Genomic DNA, 20348 nt, shown 5'->3' on the forward strand with positions numbered 1-20348 from the left:
AGCGTTGTATTAATCAAATACAACTCCTTTTCAACTGCGACAAAGAAGTATTCTTGCTCTGTTTTTTTGTTCTATTGAATCTTTTGTGCTATTAAATAAGTATGAGTGTCGAGATGTTCATTTTCAAGGCACTTTATGAATAAATTTTTGAGCTATAACGTTATTGTGTTCAGATGGAATAAAGGTAGTGGGGATATGTTGTAGAAGCATATAAAAGAAACTGATATTCAACAATAAATAGAATTAAGGTGTGTTTATCCTATCGCGCAAAGATTCAGTGTCTTGTTATAAGTCCTTATTATTGCTATTTTTTATTTTTATTTTGTGTACTACCTCTGGTGGTCACCGCCATTAAATTTAATGGCATTGTCTCTGGTGGTATGGGAGTATTTTAAAGTGGTGAAAAAAAACCAGGAACTTAATCTAAAAGACATTCTTAATGAACCTCTTGCAATCATTGGAATGAATTGCCAATTTCCTGGTGTTGATTCGGATATAGAAGATGTTGAGGCATTTTATGCGATGCTGCTCAAAGGGCTTTCGCCTATTAAAGAAATGCCAAAAGATCGTTGGGATGTTGATGAATATTATGATCCTGATCGTGAGAAAGCCGATAAAATAATTGGTCGTAAAGGAGGTTTTCTTAATAATCCTCAATTATTTGATGCGTCTTTTTTTAAAATATCTGCAGTCGAAGCCAAACAAATGGATCCGCAACATCGTCTTTTTTTAGAGGTGGCAATTCGTGCTTTAAATCATGCCAATATTTCACTGGACTCATTAAATAATTCAAATGCAGGGGTATTTTATGGCGCTTCTACTCAGGATTACAGTCAACTCAATTATAAAGACAATATTGAATTTAATGCTTATACCCAGATTGGTGCCGCCAGTAGTGCTGCTGCAGGACGACTTTCGCACTTTCTCAATTTAAAAGGACCCAGCATGGCTGTGGATACAGCCTGTTCTTCTTCATTAGCAGCGCTATATGTTGCTGCAAATTCGTTGCGAATGAATCAATGTTCTATGGCAATTGTTGGTGGAATTCATCTCAGTCTTTGTCCTGAAAGTTTTATAAGTGTTACTAAAGCCAACATGTTATCTGCACAGGATCAGTGCAGCAGTTTTGATATCAATGCAGATGGTTATGTCCGAGGCGAAGGGTGTGGTGTTGTGATTGTAAAACGCTTAAGTGATGCGATTAAAGACCAAGACACAATCCATGCAGTACTCAAAAGTATTGCCATGAATCAGGATGGTGATGATGGGACGATTTTGGTGGCTCCAAATATTAAGTCACAGATTGCAATGCACCATGAAGTGCTGGCACAAGCTCATTTAACTCCCAGTGATATTGATTATATTGAGGCTCATGGAACAGGTACAATTGTTGGTGATTCAGTTGAGTTTAATGCAATCCAACAGATCCATAAAGGTTATCATACTCAAGATAAACCTCTAATTATTGGCGCAGTGAAGAGTAATATAGGCCACAGTATTGCATCATCTGGGGTCGCATCACTGATTAAAGCAATTGGTGCTTTGAAGCATGAAACAATTCCAGCCAATTTACATTATACAAAACCGAACAAAACTATAGATCCTGAAAGTATACCGGCGCTTTTACCGGTACAAGCAATTGCTTTTAAGAAACAAAAAAATAAAAAAAGACATGTACAAATATCTAATTTCGGCTTCAGTGGTACTAATGTAAGTGCCATCATTGAAGAAGCAGACAATGATACCGTACCCTCTGCATCATTAGATGATGGACAAGCAAAATGTTTTGTTGTTTCAGCAAATAGTGAGTATTCATTAAAGCAAATGTTAGAAAGCTATTCGCGATATCTTAGAGAGACCTCGACGAGTTTGCATGATATTTGTTTTACACTCATCAACTGTCGCGATCATTATAAATATCGTTGTGCCATTGTGATTCAAAATAAAGGAACATTGATCCAAAAGATTGAGTCTGGTGATTATGAGTTGCACAAGATTACTGTAAAAAAAGAAATACAAAAAATAACTCCTGATGCACATCAGATTCATGAGGCGTATCTTGCAGGATTTAATATAAAGATTGATCCAAATAATGTTCAATATAATAAAGCTGATTTACCACTTTATTATTTTGATAGAAAACCCTATTGGCATGAGTCTAGGAAGAATGGGCTAAATACTTTATCGCTGCAACCCAAAGAACAACAAGTCGAATCGATCAAAGAGAAGCTTGCCTCTCACATCCAATTTCTTTTAAAAAAAGGACACATTGGAGAACATCAGGATTTCGGTTCTTTAGGGTTCAACCAGGAATCATTAACCGAACTCGAGCAGAGTGTTTATGAACTGTTTTCCTATAAAATGTCCATTCCTGCTTTTCTAACTTTGGATAAGTTGGCCAGACACATACAACAAGTCCAGATGCCAGAACCCGTTTATCGACAGCCTACAGTCAATGTACTCAGTAATGAACCGATTGCTATCATAGGAATGAGTTGCCGTTTTCCCAAGGCAGAAACTATTGATGCGTTCTTATCCCTATTGGATCGTGGCGAAACTGGGATGGCGGATATACCTTTGGAGCGATGGGATAATGAGAAGTTTTATGATCCGGACGTGAATGCTTTAGGTCGACTCTATATTAAACAACTTGGCTTAATTGAAAATATAAAAAATTTTGATGCGGATTTCTTTAATATTAGCCCACGCGAAGCCAAACTCATGTCGCCACAATTACGCGTGTTTCTGGAGACGAGTTACCATGCTTTGGAAGATGCAAACTTATCCCTAGCTACGATTAAAGACAGTAAAACGGGAGTTTTTGTGGGATGTGGTACGAATGAGTATCCACGATTATTAGCAGGCCTTGGTGTAGGTTTAGAAGATCTAAATATTTATTTTGCGACGGGGAATGTTTTAAATGCGATACCTGGCCGAGTGGCTTATGCATTTGATTTTCATGGACCAATACAAGCAATTGATACAGCTTGTTCCTCATCAATGACCGCCATTCATGATGCGTGTTTGAGTTTGCAAAACGGTGATTGTGATATGGCGCTCGCTGGTGGTGTGAATATTTTGCTGGCTCCCGATTCAAATATCACTCTTTCAAAAGCCAGAATGTTATCCCCCGAAAGCCGTTGCAAGACATTCAGTGAGGATGCAGATGGTTATGCGCGTAGTGAGGGATGTGGTGTCATCGTTTTAAAGCGATTAAGTACGGCTCTAAAAGATAATGATAATATTCTTGCGGTAATTAAAGGAACTTCCATAAATAGCGATGGCAAGAGTGGTGGTTTTACTGTCCCTAATGGTATTGCTCAAGAAGAGGTAATTCGCAGTGCTCTTGCCAAATCACAATTATCACCAAAAGATATTGATTACATAGAAGCACACGGTACGGGTACGCCTTTGGCCGACCCAATCGAAGTGAATGCACTGAGCAAAATTTTTAGTGAGTCCCATAGCGCAGAAAATCCACTTTATATCAGCTCGGTAAAAACGAATATAGGTCATTCGGAAAGTGCTTCTGGAGTGGCTGGGGTTATTAAGACGGTTTTAAGTCTACACGCTCATAAGATATTCAAACACCTCAACTTCAAGAAATTAAATCCTGAAATTAAGTTAAAAAATACAGTCATTCCATTAGAAACCATGGATTGGGTTAAGGAAGATGGATTGCGATGTGCCGGTGTGAGCTCGTTTGGATTTAGTGGTGCGAACGCACATATTGTGCTGCAAGAGGCCCCTGTACCAACCATAGAAGTACGCACATTGCCGCAAGAGTCCTTATTAGTCATTTCAGCTAAAAGTAAAACTGCCCTTGAATTGCTTTTAACAAGTTATCAAAAGTATTTAGCTAATACAAAAGATGAATTTGCGGATATATGCTATACCGCTGCAACATGTCGAAGTCATTTCTTATTTCGGGTCGCTATTAAAGCACGTACAGCGAAAGAAGCGGCTGAAATGATTGAAAAAAATGAGTACACGCTCGCTCAGATTAAAAGAGAAAAAAGCAATCCAGCTTCTTTGCTACAACCAAGGTCATTGACGCAATTACAGGCTGATTATCAAGCAGGGCTAATTATTCATTGGGTTGAGTTTTATCAGTCACTCAATACCAAGTTTATAAAAGTTAAACTTCCTTTATACGAATTTGCTCGTGAAGAACATTGGTTTGAAACCAAAGACAAATTAAAAGATGCACCTTTACCTCAAGATTGGTGTTTTCAATTGCAATGGCTGCCTCAACTTTGTACTCGCAATAATCGCAAAATGCAGGGAAATAATTGGCTTTTAATCGGCGCACAAGAACTCGCTCCACGTTTAATTGCTCAGGGATTAGATATTCTGAGGGAGGAGGAAAACCCGCCTTTGGAACAATTGGATGGAATTATTTTTGCGGCAGGTTTAGATGCTCCTTCAACAGCAGATATTGAGTCCAGCATCGACTTTCAAAAAAACACCCTTAAAAAGTTATTAGGGCTTGTTAAAGAGCTCGATGATAAAGCTATTAAATTGCAACTCATTGTGCTTACCACCAATGCAATTGCTGAACTTGCATCAGGAGCGCTGAATCTGAGCGATAGCCCACTGATTGGATTTTGCCGAACTTTGGTATTAGAGCTGCCGCAATTGAATACCATTTTGATTGATACCGAAAAAACCGAAGATGAAAATTATGCGGGACAAATTGTAGATGAAATCAGGCATAATTTTGAAGAATGCTATGAACACATCGTCGCGTATCGTGAAAGCAAACGTTTTATTGCGCGATTGCAAAAAACCAAATTAGTTGATAAGCGAAGATCGCTTTATGGAGAAGGTCGTTATCTAATTACCGGCGGTTGTGGCGGTTTAGGCCTGATCACCGCGCAAGCTTTGCTTTCAGCAGGTGCAAGAGAGGTTATCCTTAGTTCGCGAAATGTGGATAAACCCGCAGTAAAAGAAGCCATTAAAAAAATTCAATACAGTTATACCGGGCGAATTATTCGTCCTGTGAGTTTGGATGTTACAGATAAAGAAAAAGTACGTGATTTGCTTCTTGAATTGAATGCAGATGGATTGTTAAAAGGCATTGTTCACGCAGCCGGTGTGGCAATTAAAGCTCCTTTATTGGCACATAACAATGAGGATATAGATTATTTATTTTCTGCCAAGGTACAAGGCAGTTGGTATTTGCATGAGTTAACTAAAAACCTCGATCTGGATTTCTTTGTTGTCTATTCTTCGATTTCCTCAGTATTTGGCAGCAATAAAGAGTCCGTTTACAGTGGTACTAATAGTTTCGTAGACGCTTTGATTGCGGAACGTCGACGTTTGGGATTGGTCGGAAGCGCCATTGAATGGGGGCCTTGGGGCGAGGTGGGGATGGCTAAAAAACGATCTCAAGACCAAGGGTTGAAACAGTCTTTAATCAGTAATGAACAAGGTCATACGTTCATTAAAATTCTTATTAATGACCTGTTGAGCCATGCAGTTATTATTTCCCCGGATTATCTCAAATTTATGCTTGATTTTGTTCCTAAGCCGGTACCTGGTTTCCACAAATATTTAGCTGATAATCTGCATGTCTCAGAGCAATTTGCAAATAAGAATTTATCCTCATGGCTTAATGATTATTTGGAAATTAACCCAGAGAATCGACTCCAAGTCTGTACCGAGTTGGTGCGTTTTATTTGTAAGGAAATTCTTGAGCTAACTGAGGTGGATGAGCTGGATGAAGATGAGGGATTTTTTGAGCTTGGTTTCGATTCATTGATGATCACCGAGCTGGCTACGAAGCTCAAAGAAAAACTAGCACCAACCCTTAAAGTGACTGCGACAATAGGTTTTGATTATCCATCAATTAATAAATTGGCTCAGCATATAGAGTCGGAATTGGGGAAACATTTAGTTATTAAACAAGCCCCCAAACCCATGGTAGAGAAAGCCTATGATGCAGTTGCAATTATTGGCATGAGTTGTACCTTTCCCAATGCCAGCGATATTGAGGCCTTTGAAACGCTCCTTGAAGAGGGCAAAAGTGGGATGAAGGATATCCCCCTGGAGCGTTGGGATAATCGAAAATATTATGATCCCAATATGGATGCACCAGGGAAGTCTTATGTCAATAAACTAGGGTTAATCGAAAACATTAAATGTTTTGATGCAAACTTCTTTGGCATTAGTCCTCGTGAGGCAAAGTTAATGGAGCCTCAACAACGAATCTTTTTAGAGTGCTCGTACAAGGCCATAGAAAATGCAAATTATTTGCCAGAGTCATTACGGGGTAGTTTAACGGGCGTCTTTGCAGGGGTAGGTCCGAATGAATACTATGCCCAGCTGGAGAAATCAGGCTTTTCTAACGAAGAACTCAGTGTTTACTCGATAACGGGGAATGTATCTAATCTAATTCCAGGACGGGTAGCGTATACTTTTGATTTGAAAGGCCCATCCATCAGTGTGGATACAGCCTGTTCATCATCATTAGTCGCCATTCATTACGCGTGTCAAAGTTTAAAAAACCAAGAAATTGATTATGCGCTTGCGGGTGGTGTCAATGTGCTTTTATTGCCTGAAGCAAATATTACTTTATGCAAAGCCAAAGCGTTAGCCCCTGATGGTCACTGTAAAACTTTTGATGAACATGCAGATGGATATGCGAGAGCAGAGGGTTGTGGTGTCCTGCTACTGAAAAGATTATCTGATGCATTACGTGATAAAGACACCATTTTAGCTGTTATAAAAGCTTCGGCAGTAAATAGTGATGGACGCTCTGCTGGATTGACTGTTCCTAATGGCAAAAGCCAGGAAGAAGTGATGCTAAAAGCATTGAGTCAAACGGATTTATCCAGTGGTGATATCAGTTATATTGAAGCGCATGGAACAGGTACACCCTTGGGCGATCCCATAGAAGTCCATGCAATCAATCAGGTTTATGGAACGGGACACGCTCCCAATAATCCCTTATACCTTGGTACTGTAAAAACCAATATTGGCCATCTTGAAAGTGCTGCTGGTGTAGCGAGTGTTATAAAAACCGTGATTAGTCTGCAAAAGAAGAAAATTTATAAGTTGCTCCATTTTAAAAAATTAAATCCCCATATTCATCTCGGAGATACTCGTCTCGCCTTGCAAAACATAGAATGGGAAACAAACTCAAAACTAAGAAGTGCTGGCGTTAGTGCATTTGGTTTTAGCGGAACAAATGCTCACCTTATCTTACAAGAGTTTCCTAAAACTGCAGAGCAGGAGGCAGTTCAATCCACTAAAGCCCAACTTTTGGTCCTCTCGGCGAGTTCGCAAACCGCTCTAGAACATTTGACTCAAAGTTATCAGCGCTATCTGGCAAAAACATCAGATGATTTTAGCGATATTTGTTTTACAGCATCTACCTGTCGTCCGCATTATACTTATCGATTGGCGTTGGTTGCTCATACCGCTCAAGAGGCCAGTCAATTGTTGAAATTAGGTCAGTTTGCTCTATCTCACGGAAAAAGCATTACTCTTGATTTACAAAATGAGCCTACACTCAAGTCCATTGTGACAAGTTACATGCAAGATAAATCAGTCGACTGGAATCTATATTATAAAAATAGTAGTAATGAATTTAACAAAGTTAATTTACCTCATTATGTATTTGATGCGACTGAATTTTGGGTTGATAAAAAAAACTCGACTCAGTCACCTCCAGATGTCGTGCATCCTCTTTTAGGACAAATGTTGTCGCTGCCTGGAAATGAGTTTTTATTTAGTAACAAGCTGGACTTAGAACATTTAACCTACATCAATCAGAATTTCGTTTTTGATAAAGTTGTTTTTCCGGCAACCGCTTTTATTGAGTCGGGTTTGGCGGCCGCCAAACTTGTATTGCAACGCAATGCTTTTTCTATTGAAAAATTTCATATTGAACGTCCATTATACCCAAAGCAGGCTCAAGAGTTTCAGTTGCAAGTCAAACCGAAAAGCGACGAACAATACAAAATTAATATTTTTGCGAAGCAAGATGATAATTGGCAATTATTTTCTGAAATGGAAATCAATTCGCGGTCGCCGGCGCTTTCTGAATCGGCTGATATAAATGAATTAAAATTATCTTTTGAGCGTCGTTTTGATTTATCGAAAATTTATGAGTATTTTAAAAATCATGCGCTTTTTTATCGAGATGAACTCCAGGTTCTGCAAGAAAGTTACCTACATCATGACCGCATTCTTTCCAAAATAGCACTAACTAAAAGCAGCCAAGGCCTCAACTATTATTATCCGCCTATTTTGCTTGATGGGGTGATGCAAAGTATTTTATTACTCAGAATGAATCAGTTTGAGCATTCCACCTATGTGCCTTATACGTTTGCACGAATGACTACAATACAGGAAGTTCCTCGAAGTGTGTGGACCTGTGTAACCCAAAGAACCTCAGAGCATGATAATGAACTGTGTTTTGATGTTAAATTTTATGATAATTCAGGTTTGCTGATTGGTGATATTGAACAGTTTAAATTAAGAAGAGTGACACAAAGTCATTTTATTCCTTATGAATCCTATCTACAGAATCTGTACCAAACTCGATGGATTCCATTCAAGTTTAATGGACTGACGCAAAAGCAGACTCCCATGTTATTGGTGATATCCAATGAGCCAGAAAAAGCAAAAACGCTATTGGGTGATCTGGATTATCAATTAATATCTAGTCTGGATGAGTTGGGACCTATTGAGAATAAAGATATAGTGTTCTTATACAATCAAAGCCAATTCAATGATTTATTTCATTGTTGTCAAAAAATGTTTAGGTCGCGGCCTCATAGCTTCATACTTGTTACAGAAAATGCATATGCGATTCATGAAACAGATAAGGTTAATCCTTACCATACTATGGCATGTGCTTTTTGGAAAACCTTTAGTAATGAACTGGAACTTGTTAACAATTATTCAATCGACTTGGATACCAAGAGTACCTTGTCAGAGCTATTAAAGTATTTATTGGCTACCAACAGCCTTGAAAATCAGTTTGCAATCCGCGACGCATTCTATATTCCCCGACTAAAGAAAGCATCGGTTTCTGCAAATCTTGTGCAACAAGAGCTATTTAAGAGTGATGCAACCTATCTGATCACAGGTGGGACCGGGGGGGTGGCACCAACATTAATTGAATACCTTATTCGTAGAGGGGCGCATCACATTGTCATCACCAGTAGATCTGAATGTTCTGAGGATACCAAAACGTTTATCGAACGGGCCCGCCAAAAACAAGTATTTATTAAACATCATCAGGCAGATGCGAGTAATTATCAGCAAATGGAACAGATCATTAAAGAGATCGAACAGAGCTCCAAACCACTACAAGGCGTCTTTCATCTCGCGGGCATTGTGCAAGATGGTTTATTGGTTAACTTAAGCGATGATGAGATGCAAAATGTATTAAGTGCAAAAATGGATAGTGCTTTGATTTTGCATCAATTAACCAAAGATATCCCACTGGATCTATTCGTTTTGTTTTCATCCTTAGCTTCAGTATTAGGTGCCAGAGGTCAGGCAAATTATGTGGCAGCGAATGGATTTCTCGATGGATTGGCTTATTTAAGACAACAACAAGGATTGCCCGGAATTTCAATTAACTGGGGACCTTTTCATGCAACGGGAATGACTGCAAACTTAAGCCAGGCAATCCAACAACGTGGCTTTAATTTATTAGATAAGGACATTATCGACGTTCTTGATGTTTTATTAACCGCTCACTTGGCGCAAATTGCTGTATGTCCTATCAACTGGGACATTTATTTTAAATATTCACCAAAACAGGCATGGTTGGTTGAGCTTATGAAGCATACGCATCCAGCCGATCAGCATTTCTTAAACTCTCTTCGTCAACATACTAAGGAAGAGTCTATTGCCATATTGAGTCAAGTTTTACGAGAAATTACTGTGGATGTTTTAGGGTTAGATGATATAGAACAAATTGAAGTGGGCGATGGTTTGTTTTCATTAGGTTTAGACTCGTTAATGGCCATAGAAATTCGCAATCGTATTCATGACAAATTACAAAGTCCTACCCTGAACTTATCCATAGAATACTTTATTAATGAGCCAAGTATTAGCAAGATTGCTAAAAATATTGCGAATGAATTACAAAGTTTATTTAACTTTGATAATAAAGCAGCACCTCATGCCGCTATAAACTTCGTTGGCGAAGAAGTGCCTTTATGTGATTTTCAATACGTTTTTTGGGTCCTTAATAGACAAGGCTATTCTTATAATGTTGGAACGCAATTACAAATTCAAGGCAAGCTGAATAAGGATTATGTTGCTCAAGCATTCGATGCTGTGGTGAAACAAAACAGTACTTTTTGGTTGAACTTCAATACCGAAGTGCCAACCCAAGTGTTAAAGAAAAAAGGAAAATTTGAATTAATCTATAAAGACATCTCCCTAGACAATGAAGAGACAGTACTCGATCAAGAATTCCAAAATAATATGAGATGTGGGATTTTGCTAACACATCAACCGCTGATTAGAGTCTTTCTTTATAAGATAAATAGTGATCTGCATGAACTACACATGATAATCCCTCATATCATAGTTGATGGTCCTTCATGCGATCTGGTATTGAGTCAATTTAAAAAATATTATGAAATGCTCGCACAAGGAAAACCGTTGATTCTGGAGGCAGAAAAGGATTCGTTTCTTAATTTTGTCAAAAAAAATAATCATCTTTATGAGGCGAATTTAAATCATAAAATTAATTTTTGGCAGAATTATAATAAAGGGTTCAAAATGCTGTATCTTGGACCTGAATACTTTATGCCTATAGACAGTCAGAAAAAGTATTTATTCCATTATCCTATTGATTCGCATCAGGCTGAACAATTTATTGAGTGGCATCGAGCTAAAAATATGAATGTTAGCACCGGATTAATTGCTGCATGCCATCTTGTTTTTTATAAGCTAAGCCGGCAAAAGAAAATACCCTTTATCCAGATTCATAGTGGTAGAGAGGGCAGTCAATATAATTGGGTTGTCGGTTTGTTTTCAGAATATAAACGAGTAAATATTGCTGTAGAGGATCAATACACGTTCATTGATTTTATTAAGGCTATTGAGGAGCAACAGTTAAAAACTGCTTCTTTTCAAAAGTGCTCTCATGTGATTAAAAACAGTGAGTTTAAAGATTCGGGATTAACAATGAGCCATTATTTATTTTATAGATGGAATAAACTCTGGTTAACCAAGCAATTTAAGAAAAGTAAACTTCATTCGGGTATTATTGATTTTTACCTTAAATATTTAAGTTGGGCGGAGACAATTAGTTTCAATACCTTACTTAAAAGAAAAGTTAATAAATTATTTAAATTAAATGTCCCCCTGAAAAAACCAGAACGATTAAGAGTTTTAGTGAATATTACCCCTTCGTTTTTTAGTAAAGCAGCTCCAGAATCGAGTAATACATCGATTAAATTTCAATATGCAAACCATTTTGGAAGTGAGGATCGTCCTGTAAGTAATCGATCTTTATGGATTTTGTTTTCCAGGAATCAGGAAGGTGAGTATTTAATTTCGATTAATGGGCCCGTAACCACTCATTGCAAAGAGTTAATTGCCCATGAATTTAATAAGGTGATCGCGAGGGTAATAGAACGAGAGGAATATATCGTGGAAGATTTGGTTCGATAATCTTAACTAACACAAGTCTACTGTTTATGAAAGATTTAAATCTGTGTTAAGGATAAATATAACCACGACAACTTGATTCAATAAAATACCGAATGCCCAATAAATAGACATATTTTGGTTGGTTCTGTATAATTAATATACTTATTGTTTTTTTTGTATAATCATTATGCCTAAGTTCCTTATCAAAACTGCCGATATTTTATTGCTTGATGTCCCTCGAGGTAAACGTTATGTCGGTGAGCCGGCAGTGCTTAGAGAACAGCATGCACAAAAGGGAGGTACTTGCGCCCTATATGCATTAAATCCATTGCGTTTTCGTTTTGGTAAAAAGGATAATCAACATCAAAAAGAACGATTTAGTGAGTTAGTTTTCTCTGATTATCGTCGTGGATTAAATAAAATTGAATCTGATAAACAAATTGCAAAAACATTATTAGAAGAATTTGATGATTTTATTCAAGAAACAAAAGATACAAGTAGCCCTCCGGAATTGGTAAAAAATTTCATTAAAAAGTGGGAGGAGGAGCTGGAGAGCCTTAAGTCGCTTTCAACGGATACCCGGCAAATGAAAAAAGAGATAGAAACTTATCTCGAACTGAGTGCTGATTATCTCAAGAAGCAAGATGAATATATTGATTTTGAAGAATACCTCAATAAAAAAGAATATGCGGACTGTGTCGCATTAGCAAAAAAAACGCTTACCAGTTTACACTATATCACTGGACTTGATCCCGAAAATGTAATGCAAAGTTATTTACAATCCTGTGTGAAATCAGTGGTCAATTCTCATGAGCACTATAGTGAGAATATAGAATTAACTAAAGATAATCCCGAGTTTATGGCACCATTTTATCATCAGGCAGTGGTCAATCAGGCTGCCTACTGCTATCAATTAGAGGGCTCCGGGTGGGATCCTTCCCAACCAATTGATGAGCTCATGGATGTCCTTATAGGGGATGGCCCTATGGTTATTTATACCCAACCTTGTGTGGTATTTGTTCCTGGGAAATGTACCATCGAGCGTGCTACTGAGAAATACCAAATTTATACTGAGAAGCAGGGGCCCCAGGAAACTATTGAGGGCAGTCATTCGCTTTTAATTGTTGGGGCAGAACGAGGAAAAGAAGCGAATTATGTTTATTTAATGGACCCTAATGTTCCGGCCCCACTAAACGGTCCCTGTCAATTCTATAAAATTCCCTATGAGGAACTGGTTAATAGGCTTGTCAATATTTATGGTGTATCGTTACATGAAAATGCTGATAAAATTCAGGGACCTTTTGCTTTTCAAGCGAAAAAAGGGAGTTTTGATCGGTTATGCCAATTTGTTGAGGGCTCTGTAGCGTATGAGAAAGTAGCGAATCCCAAAAAAGTTTCTATTGATCTTTTTTTAGAGGATTTTGTGCAACCCGACGAAAAATGGGGTAAAAAAGAATAGCGATATTGAAATGATGCATTTCCCTTTGCCCCAAGCTAGAGGACGTGCTCTTAAAGTTAAGGGAAGGTAAATTATGAAACACGGACATTGTGAACATGAGCATAAGCATCAGAAAAATTCATCAGAACAAGGAAGCGTGCCTCCGTCATGTCATCAACATCATGCGACAAAACAGCAACACCTCCCTGAACATATAATCGCAACAGGAATTTACACGTGTCCTATGCACCCAGAGGTTCGTCAGTCTGGCCCTGGGAATTGTCCTATTTGTGGGATGGCCTTAGAACCGGAAGCCGTTTCTGCAGAACAAGAAAATCCTGAATACAAAAGCATGAAGCATCGGTTTTGGCTTGCGCTTGTTTTGAGTATCCCGGTAGTTGTATTAGAAATGGGTGGCCATCTATTCCAGCACTTTATCGCCGCTAATCAATCTGCCTGGATTCAGTTTGTATTGGCTACACCTGTAGTTTTATGGTGTGGTTTTCCTTTTTTTCAGCGCGGTTTTATTTCCCTGAAAACACGCCAACTGAACATGTTTACGCTTATTGCTATGGGGATAGGTGTTGCATGGGTTTACAGTACCATCGCACTACTGTTTCCCGATCTTTTTCCTGCAGCTTTGCATAATCAAGGAGTAATCAATGTTTATTTTGAAGCAGCTGCAGTCATCACCACTTTGGTTTTACTCGGGCAGGTGCTGGAGTTAAAAGCACGAGAGCAAACAGGTGGTGCTATTCGTGCTTTATTAAACTTAGCTCCCGAAAGTGCCCACCGAATTGATCTGAAGGGCAATGAAGAAGAAGTAACTTTAGATCAAGTCCAGGTTGGAGACAAACTTCGTGTTCGACCTGGCGAAAAAATTCCTGTAGATGGTGAAGTGCTCGAAGGACGCAGTAATGTAGATGAATCTATGATTACTGGGGAATCGATGCCAATAAGTAAAGATGTGGGCTCAAAAGTGATTGGAGCTACGATAAACCAAAATGGCAGTTTTATAATGAAAGCAGAGCATGTTGGCAGCGATACCATGCTCTCACACATTGTACATATGGTAAGTGAGGCACAACGCAGTCGGGCTCCTATTCAACGACTGGCCGATACAGTTTCAGGTTGGTTTGTTCCAATTGTTATTTTAATCGCAGTACTTGCTTTCTTCGTTTGGTTCTTCTTAGGCCCGCAACCTGCGTTTAGCTATGGTTTACTTGCTGCGGTTTCGGTTCTGATTATTGCTTGTCCTTGTGCGCTCGGTTTAGCAACACCTATGTCCATTATGGTTGGTGTGGGCAAAGGTGCGCAGAACGGTGTCTTAGTTAAAAATGCAGTGGCTCTGGAGCAAATGGAGAAAGTTAAAATACTCGTTGTTGATAAAACGGGTACTTTAACGCTTGGACACCCCAAATTAACTCAAATAATTACGGAAAAAAAGTTTGAGGCTGATGAAATACTGGCTTTAGCGGCTGCACTCGAACATCAAAGTGAACATCCACTTGCCAATGCAATCATGACAGCAGCAAAAGAGAAACAATTATCACTTACCAAAGTATCGGATTTTGAAGCAATTTCAGGAAAAGGTGTTATTGGCAAGGTCGATGGTTTAAACATTGCGCTTGGTAATCTGCAATTGATGCAAGAATATGGAACAAATAACACCTCACTTATTGATAGCGCAGATGAGTTACGTGCTGCAGGAGCAACTGTGATGTTTCTGGCCATCTCTGGTGAAACGGTTGCGATTCTGGCAGTAGAGGATCCTATCAAGCCGAGCACACCTGATGCCATACTTGAGTTGCAAAAAAATGGGATTGAGGTCTATATGCTCACTGGAGACAGTCAAACAACTGCCGAGGCAGTGGCGAGTCGGTTAGGTATTAATAATGTAATTGCTGAAATTATGCCTGAAGATAAGCGCCGTATCGTAAGTGAGCTCAAAGAGAAAGGTTCTATTGTAGCAATGGCAGGGGATGGAGTGAATGATGCACCTGCTTTGGCTGTTGCAGATATTGGTATTGCGATGGGTACAGGGACTGATGTTGCAATTGAGAGTGCCGGAATTACTTTGCTCCATGGTGATCTGAATGGAATTGTTAAAGCCCACCATCTGTCTCGAGCAACAATGAGCAACATACGTCAGAATTTATTTTTTGCTTTTATTTATAACGGATTAGGAGTTCCCTTAGCAGCAGGAGTGTTGTATCCAGTAACAGGATTACTGCTAAATCCCATTATCGCCGCAACTGCAATGGCATTAAGTTCTGTTTCGGTGATTATTAACGCGCTCAGATTACGAAGAGTCGAACTGTAAATAGCCTTGTTTCAACGCATGCTATAAACTATAGTTTCGTTATCGGTGTGCTTTAATTGATACAAAAGTTTTTATGCCTAAAATACTCCTGAGTGCCTGTCTTCTTGGCCAAAAAGTTCGTTATGATGGGGGCGATTGTTTGCAAAATCATCCACTGTTACAGCAATGGTTTAAAGAAGGAAAAATAATTACCCTTTGCCCGGAAATGGCTGGTGGATTACCTACACCAAGACCTCCAGCTGAGATTCAGGGTAAAAAGTCAGGTGCAGATGTATTAAAGAACAATGCTTTAGTCAAAACAAAAAACAATCAGGATGTGACTGATTATTTTCTTCAAGGTGCACAAAAAGCACTCGAGCTCGTAAAGAAATATCACATACGTGTTGCGATTTTGAAGGCCAGAAGTCCTTCTTGCGGTGCAAGTGGGATTTACGATGGATCTTTTACACGCACATTAATGCATGGCGAAGGCGTTACGGCCGCATTATTAATTGAGCACGGTGTGCAGGTATTCGATGAAAACCATATTGATGAGGCATTACATGCTGCATTAAGGTAAACCCCAAAAAGGCTAATCTGTAATTTACAAGTCCATTATATTGTGTCTATATTTAACCTAGAAAAAGTGATGAGACCTATTGCACAAGCTATAGGTACTAACTCTGCGAGATTTTCGTGTTGAAAAAAATTTATTTTGACAAGGAGAATTGTAATGGAATACAAATGTCATAAATGTGGAATGGGTGTGAAAAACTTAACGTGCAGCAAGTGCAATTCCCTATTAGTTAGTGATGTTGTAAAAACGGACCATGGCAAGGTTCAGGTATCAAAATGTCCTCATGGGTGTGGGCAAATTAAATCACCAACATGTTGTGGTCATGACATGGTATGTTCTGATTAAATTAGGATATGTCATCCCAAAGGTAGTGAGGGATCTCCAGGGTAAAACGGGGAGATCCTTCGTCGTAGATTCTTGAGGATTACGTGATTTTGAGGCACGGCTTGCGCAATTTACTCATGCTACAAACGTATTCAGGCCTTAACATCTAAGGTAGGCTTGCAAACAGGTGGATTTGTAAATTAAGAATGAATCCATATTTCATGCAATACTCTGCTGCATATTCGTGATTACGTTGATTTTTTTCCAGATCTAAAAGATCCGGCTCCCAAAAGCTCACCACCTCATTGATTTCAGAGCGTTCTGCCAAAGTCAAATTGTGGCCTTTATCACGGATGGCACGAACACGCTGAGGTTCTTTTTGATATATATTCATGGGACTTACAAAAACCTGTTTATTTGTTTTTTCTGCCCACTCATGTGCCCATGCAGGTATTTCACTATAGGCTTTGTATTGTTCCTCTTCGGGGGCTGACATGACAAATTTCAAATAATCAGCTCGTTCCAGCATTTTGGTATTGGGCTCCAAGTATCTAATCGTTTTTCCATTTTTTTCCAAGCATTTGGGACTCACTACTAATATGGTGCTTTTAGGAAGGTCAGATAAAATAGAAATACCATTTGATTCAATTTGGGTATATTGGAAATATGTTTTGGCTTCCTCTAAAAATGCTGATAAATTTTGTTGTAGTGAGGGTTCTCCACCGGTAATGACTAAAACTATTTTTTTTGCTGGTCCCTGCGCCCAGGATGGAGTAGGGAGGCTGCGATTCTGAAAAAAAGCATCAATTAGAGCGTCGGCCTCTTCTAATAAAGAAGTAAAACTTCTCCATTCACCCACATCAAAGTAAGTATCACAAAAAGAACATGCTAAATTACATTTGGCTAGACGGATAAAATAGGCTGGATGACCTCGAAAAGGTCCTTCTCCTTGTAAAGTAAAAAAACGACTGGTAACAAAGAGCTCTCCTGGATTTGCCGCTTTAAAAAAGGATTTTCCTACTTTTTCGTTCAGGCCGAACATTGATTTACCTTGGTATGTATAAAATTTTTACATATTATACTCTATTGCATTCAAAATGTTAGCACCTGCCATTTATTTTTATTTATAAGTTATTAGACATCCTAACCTGGTGCACACGCTGTAGGACGGTGTTCCAATAGGAGATCACTCGTTGCATTCGGGATGACCGGGTTTGCTAAGCTCTGCCCAGGCTACAAGCCATCCATATTCATGATTACTTTTGACTTGCCATGGATTGGATCGAGGAGAAACGCTCAATTAAATGGATGTTTTCTGAGGCCAATTGATAAATTCTCGAGATGGTATTCTGGCCAATTTGATTGAAAATAAGTCTTATTTCATTTTGTTGGGCCTGCGAAATAGGTAAATATCGATGCGAATGCAGAATTTTTTTCATTGAATTCAAATCGATAGCATCAAAAGCATAAAAATTATTACGAGTATAAATTTTAAAGGGAAATGATGCCTTCTTTATTTGGGTATTAAAATCCAATTTACTAAAAGGGAGTTTATTGAAGCAGGAGCAATTCAATTCTTTATATCGTTTTATAAAGTTTATTCGATTTAAATAGAAAAAATCCTGAGAAATGCCGCTTAGTTTTCTATTCACAAAAGAGCAGTTAATTAAGGGAAGGCCAAAGCCTACATAATTAATAAAAAGCAATTCAAATATTTTTTCGATGTAGAGTTCTATTTTATGCTCATGATGACTTAACAATGCTTCGTGAATAAAATGAAAATCTAGTCCTTTCCATGGTGTTGTACCAGAATGTAAATACCAAAGCAGGTAGTAAACTCCATCCCAGGGTTTGGCGTAGTACTGCTCTGCTATTTTATTTTGCAGCTTACGAATCTCATGTACCAGAGACGGTGTAATAATATAAGGAATTTTAGGCTTTAAACAAACCGCCATGCCATTTGTTTTATGATCACGAATGGCGAGTAACTCAATATTATGCACAGCAATCCTTATTAAATAAAAATAAAGAATATCTAAATAAGGGAACAACCTATAAAAGTGTAGTAAAGAAAATAGAGTATTTCAAAAAAAGCTAATTTTATTATTTTTGAGTGTTAGTAACTAATCGTACATCTATTAAATTGGGAATATTTTTTAATAGGTCACAAAGTTGAGTTAATGAGTCTTTAGGTCCAGATATATCAATCAGATTCACAGCAATTTCTCCACGGGATTTATTTTCCATTTGTTCAATGTTGTATTTTAGTTTAGATATATTTTGGGTGATTTTACCCATAGCTCCTGGGGTATTTTTGTTGATCACTAAGATACGGTAACAATTGGGTACTTGGGTTGCAGAGAGGGATATATTAGGGAAATTAACAGAATATTCGATAATGCCATGTTCTAAATAATTACAAATATTGCTAATGACCATCTCTGCAGCACTCTGTTCTGCTTCCTGAGTGCTTGCTCCTAAATGGGGGAAGGACAAAACATTGGGGTGATCGGCCAAATTAATTGTTGGAAAATCGGTGATATATCCCATGATTTGCTGGTTATTTAATTGTTGCAAAATCGCCGCTTCGCTTACTATTTGTTCGCGTGAAAAATTAAGTAACAGCAGATGGGGTTTAACTAAGGCAATATTTTCTTCATTAATTAAATGGGTGGTCGCTGCATTTAAAGGGATATGTAGGGTAATAATATCTGCGTGAGCAAGCAATGTATTCATTTCCATAACTTTTTCAACGCCCGGCATCAATGCCAGAGCATTAGTTAACGTCATATTCGTATCAAAACCCAATACCTTCATCCCTAAAGCCAGTCCTGCATTAGCAACTTTAACGCCTATATTCCCTAAGCCTATAACGCCCAAAGTTTTACCTGAAATTTCATGCCCAATAAATTTCTTTTTTTTAGTTTCGATTTCTCGATTGAATAAATGATTATCCTCTTTTGACAGTTCAGTAATAAATGAGCGCGTTTCGTCTAAATGTCTATAACCCATTATCATGGCTGCCATCACCAATTCTTTTACTGCATTGGCATTTGCTCCAGGAGCATAAAATACCGGAACCCCCATATTCGTAAGTACTTCAATAGGGATATTATCAGTACCAGTTCCGGCTCGTGCTACCGCCTTTAAGCTTTTTGAAAATTGATGGTTATGTAATTTATGGGAACGTACCAGTATGGCATCGGGATCAACAGGGTTAAGACCTAATTGATAAATATCAGGATGGAACAAACTCAAACCCTGTGGCGATATATTATCAAGAATTTGAATGATAAACATGATTATCTCCCTTGATCAGAACACTAGAGTTGTAAATTTCTGTAAGTCCCTGTTCATAATAAGCATAATATTGGGAAGGCAATTTTTTCAACTCATCCTGAGTTAACCCTAAAGGTATTATTGGGTAAAAGCTTGCATTACTGATATAAAAATCAGAATGATTTTTCACCCATTCTTTAGGGCTTAGGCCTGCAAAACCAACAAATCGTGTTACTGCTTCTCGAGCTTCCCAATCACTTACGCCATCACCTACTAATAAGGAGTGCTCACCAGGTTTAAGTACGGAGGCAATTTCTATCGTTTTACCATTTCCTTGGGTCATATTGCTTTGTTCATCAAATCCTAGATAGTTACCTTGCTCATCAAAATATACTTCCACTGCGAGTACATTACTCGCAGGAATTCCCAAACTCTTGGCAAACTGAACTACTGCAAGCCTAATCCCTGCGGAAATAATATAGATTTTTTTATTCAAACGTTGTAATAGTTGAATGAGTTCTTGTGCTCCAGGAGCAATATGTTGTCTATAGCTCTTTGCCAACTCTTCTATTTGTTTTCGGGTGGGTTGTACATAATCCAAGCGCTGACGATAATCACTGGGTGTCATGCCGGTTTTACCCATACATCGTGCAGTAATCTGATGTACTTTTTCTGCAACCCCATTGGTTGTTGCTAAGACATTAATACCCTCAATAAGAGAGAGGGTACCATCACAATCAAAGAAAAAACTATCAATGGGTGTATTTAAAGCCCAGGGATTTTGATTAGGCATGAAT

General features: G+C 38.4%; 8 protein-coding genes. 4 read left to right on the forward strand and 4 right to left on the reverse strand.

Annotated features, from left to right (window positions below; all coding sequences use genetic code 11):
• Positions 1 to 396 precede the first annotated feature (396 nt).
• The 4 genes from ACWTEW_RS20980 (at position 397) to ACWTEW_RS20995 (ending at position 15951) form a co-directional block, all read left to right on the forward strand.
• Positions 397 to 11652 (forward strand): SDR family NAD(P)-dependent oxidoreductase, encoded by an 11256-nt coding sequence (locus ACWTEW_RS20980; protein ID WP_454780452.1) that lies wholly within the window; start codon positions 397 to 399, stop codon positions 11650 to 11652.
• A 166-nt stretch (positions 11653 to 11818) separates the two neighbouring features.
• A complete protein-coding gene (locus tag ACWTEW_RS20985) occupies positions 11819 to 13090 on the forward strand; it encodes a V-type ATP synthase subunit I domain-containing protein (RefSeq protein WP_454780453.1) in 1272 nt (423 codons plus the stop codon).
• Positions 13091 to 13163: 73 nt separating this feature from the next.
• Positions 13164 to 15392, forward strand: coding sequence for a copper-transporting P-type ATPase (gene copA, locus ACWTEW_RS20990; RefSeq protein ID WP_454780454.1), 2229 nt, complete (start codon positions 13164 to 13166; stop codon positions 15390 to 15392).
• A gap of 73 nt (positions 15393 to 15465) precedes the next feature.
• Positions 15466 to 15951 carry a 2-thiouracil desulfurase family protein gene (locus ACWTEW_RS20995; protein ID WP_454780455.1) on the forward strand — a complete coding sequence of 162 codons (486 nt, stop codon included), beginning with the start codon at positions 15466 to 15468 and terminating at the stop codon, positions 15949 to 15951.
• Between the two features lie 487 nt (positions 15952 to 16438).
• On the opposite strand, the gene ACWTEW_RS21000 is transcribed toward ACWTEW_RS20995, so the two are convergent.
• From ACWTEW_RS21000 to ACWTEW_RS21015, 4 genes are all read right to left on the reverse strand, one after another.
• Positions 16439 to 17314 (reverse strand): 7-carboxy-7-deazaguanine synthase QueE, encoded by an 876-nt coding sequence (locus ACWTEW_RS21000; RefSeq protein WP_454780456.1) that lies wholly within the window; start codon positions 17312 to 17314, stop codon positions 16439 to 16441.
• Between the two features lie 214 nt (positions 17315 to 17528).
• The gene (locus ACWTEW_RS21005) at positions 17529 to 18275 is read right to left on the reverse strand and encodes a hypothetical protein (RefSeq protein WP_454780457.1); all 747 of its coding nucleotides are present in this window, start codon (positions 18273 to 18275) and stop codon (positions 17529 to 17531) included.
• Positions 18276 to 18375: 100 nt separating this feature from the next.
• The gene (locus ACWTEW_RS21010) at positions 18376 to 19572 is read right to left on the reverse strand and encodes a 3-phosphoglycerate dehydrogenase family protein (RefSeq protein WP_454780458.1); all 1197 of its coding nucleotides are present in this window, start codon (positions 19570 to 19572) and stop codon (positions 18376 to 18378) included.
• Positions 19550 to 20344: an HAD-IB family phosphatase gene (locus ACWTEW_RS21015; protein ID WP_454780459.1), complete on the reverse strand. Its 795-nt coding sequence runs from the start codon at positions 20342 to 20344 to the stop codon at positions 19550 to 19552. Before ACWTEW_RS21015 ends, ACWTEW_RS21010 begins: the two co-directional genes overlap by 23 nt.
• Between the last annotated feature and the right edge of the window lie 4 nt (positions 20345 to 20348).

This window comes from Legionella stuttgartensis (assembly GCF_977063405.2).

Coding starts and splice junctions, on each gene's coding strand:
- ACWTEW_RS20985 (WP_454780453.1), top strand. CDS start 11,819: ATGCCTAAGTTCCTTATCAAAACTGCCGATATTTTATTGCTTGATGTC.
- copA (WP_454780454.1), top strand. CDS start 13,164: ATGAAACACGGACATTGTGAACATGAGCATAAGCATCAGAAAAATTCA.
- ACWTEW_RS20995 (WP_454780455.1), top strand. CDS start 15,466: ATGCCTAAAATACTCCTGAGTGCCTGTCTTCTTGGCCAAAAAGTTCGT.
- ACWTEW_RS21000 (WP_454780456.1), bottom strand. CDS start 17,314: ATGTTCGGCCTGAACGAAAAAGTAGGAAAATCCTTTTTTAAAGCGGCA.
- ACWTEW_RS21010 (WP_454780458.1), bottom strand. CDS start 19,572: ATGTTTATCATTCAAATTCTTGATAATATATCGCCACAGGGTTTGAGT.
- ACWTEW_RS21015 (WP_454780459.1), bottom strand. CDS start 20,344: ATGCCTAATCAAAATCCCTGGGCTTTAAATACACCCATTGATAGTTTT.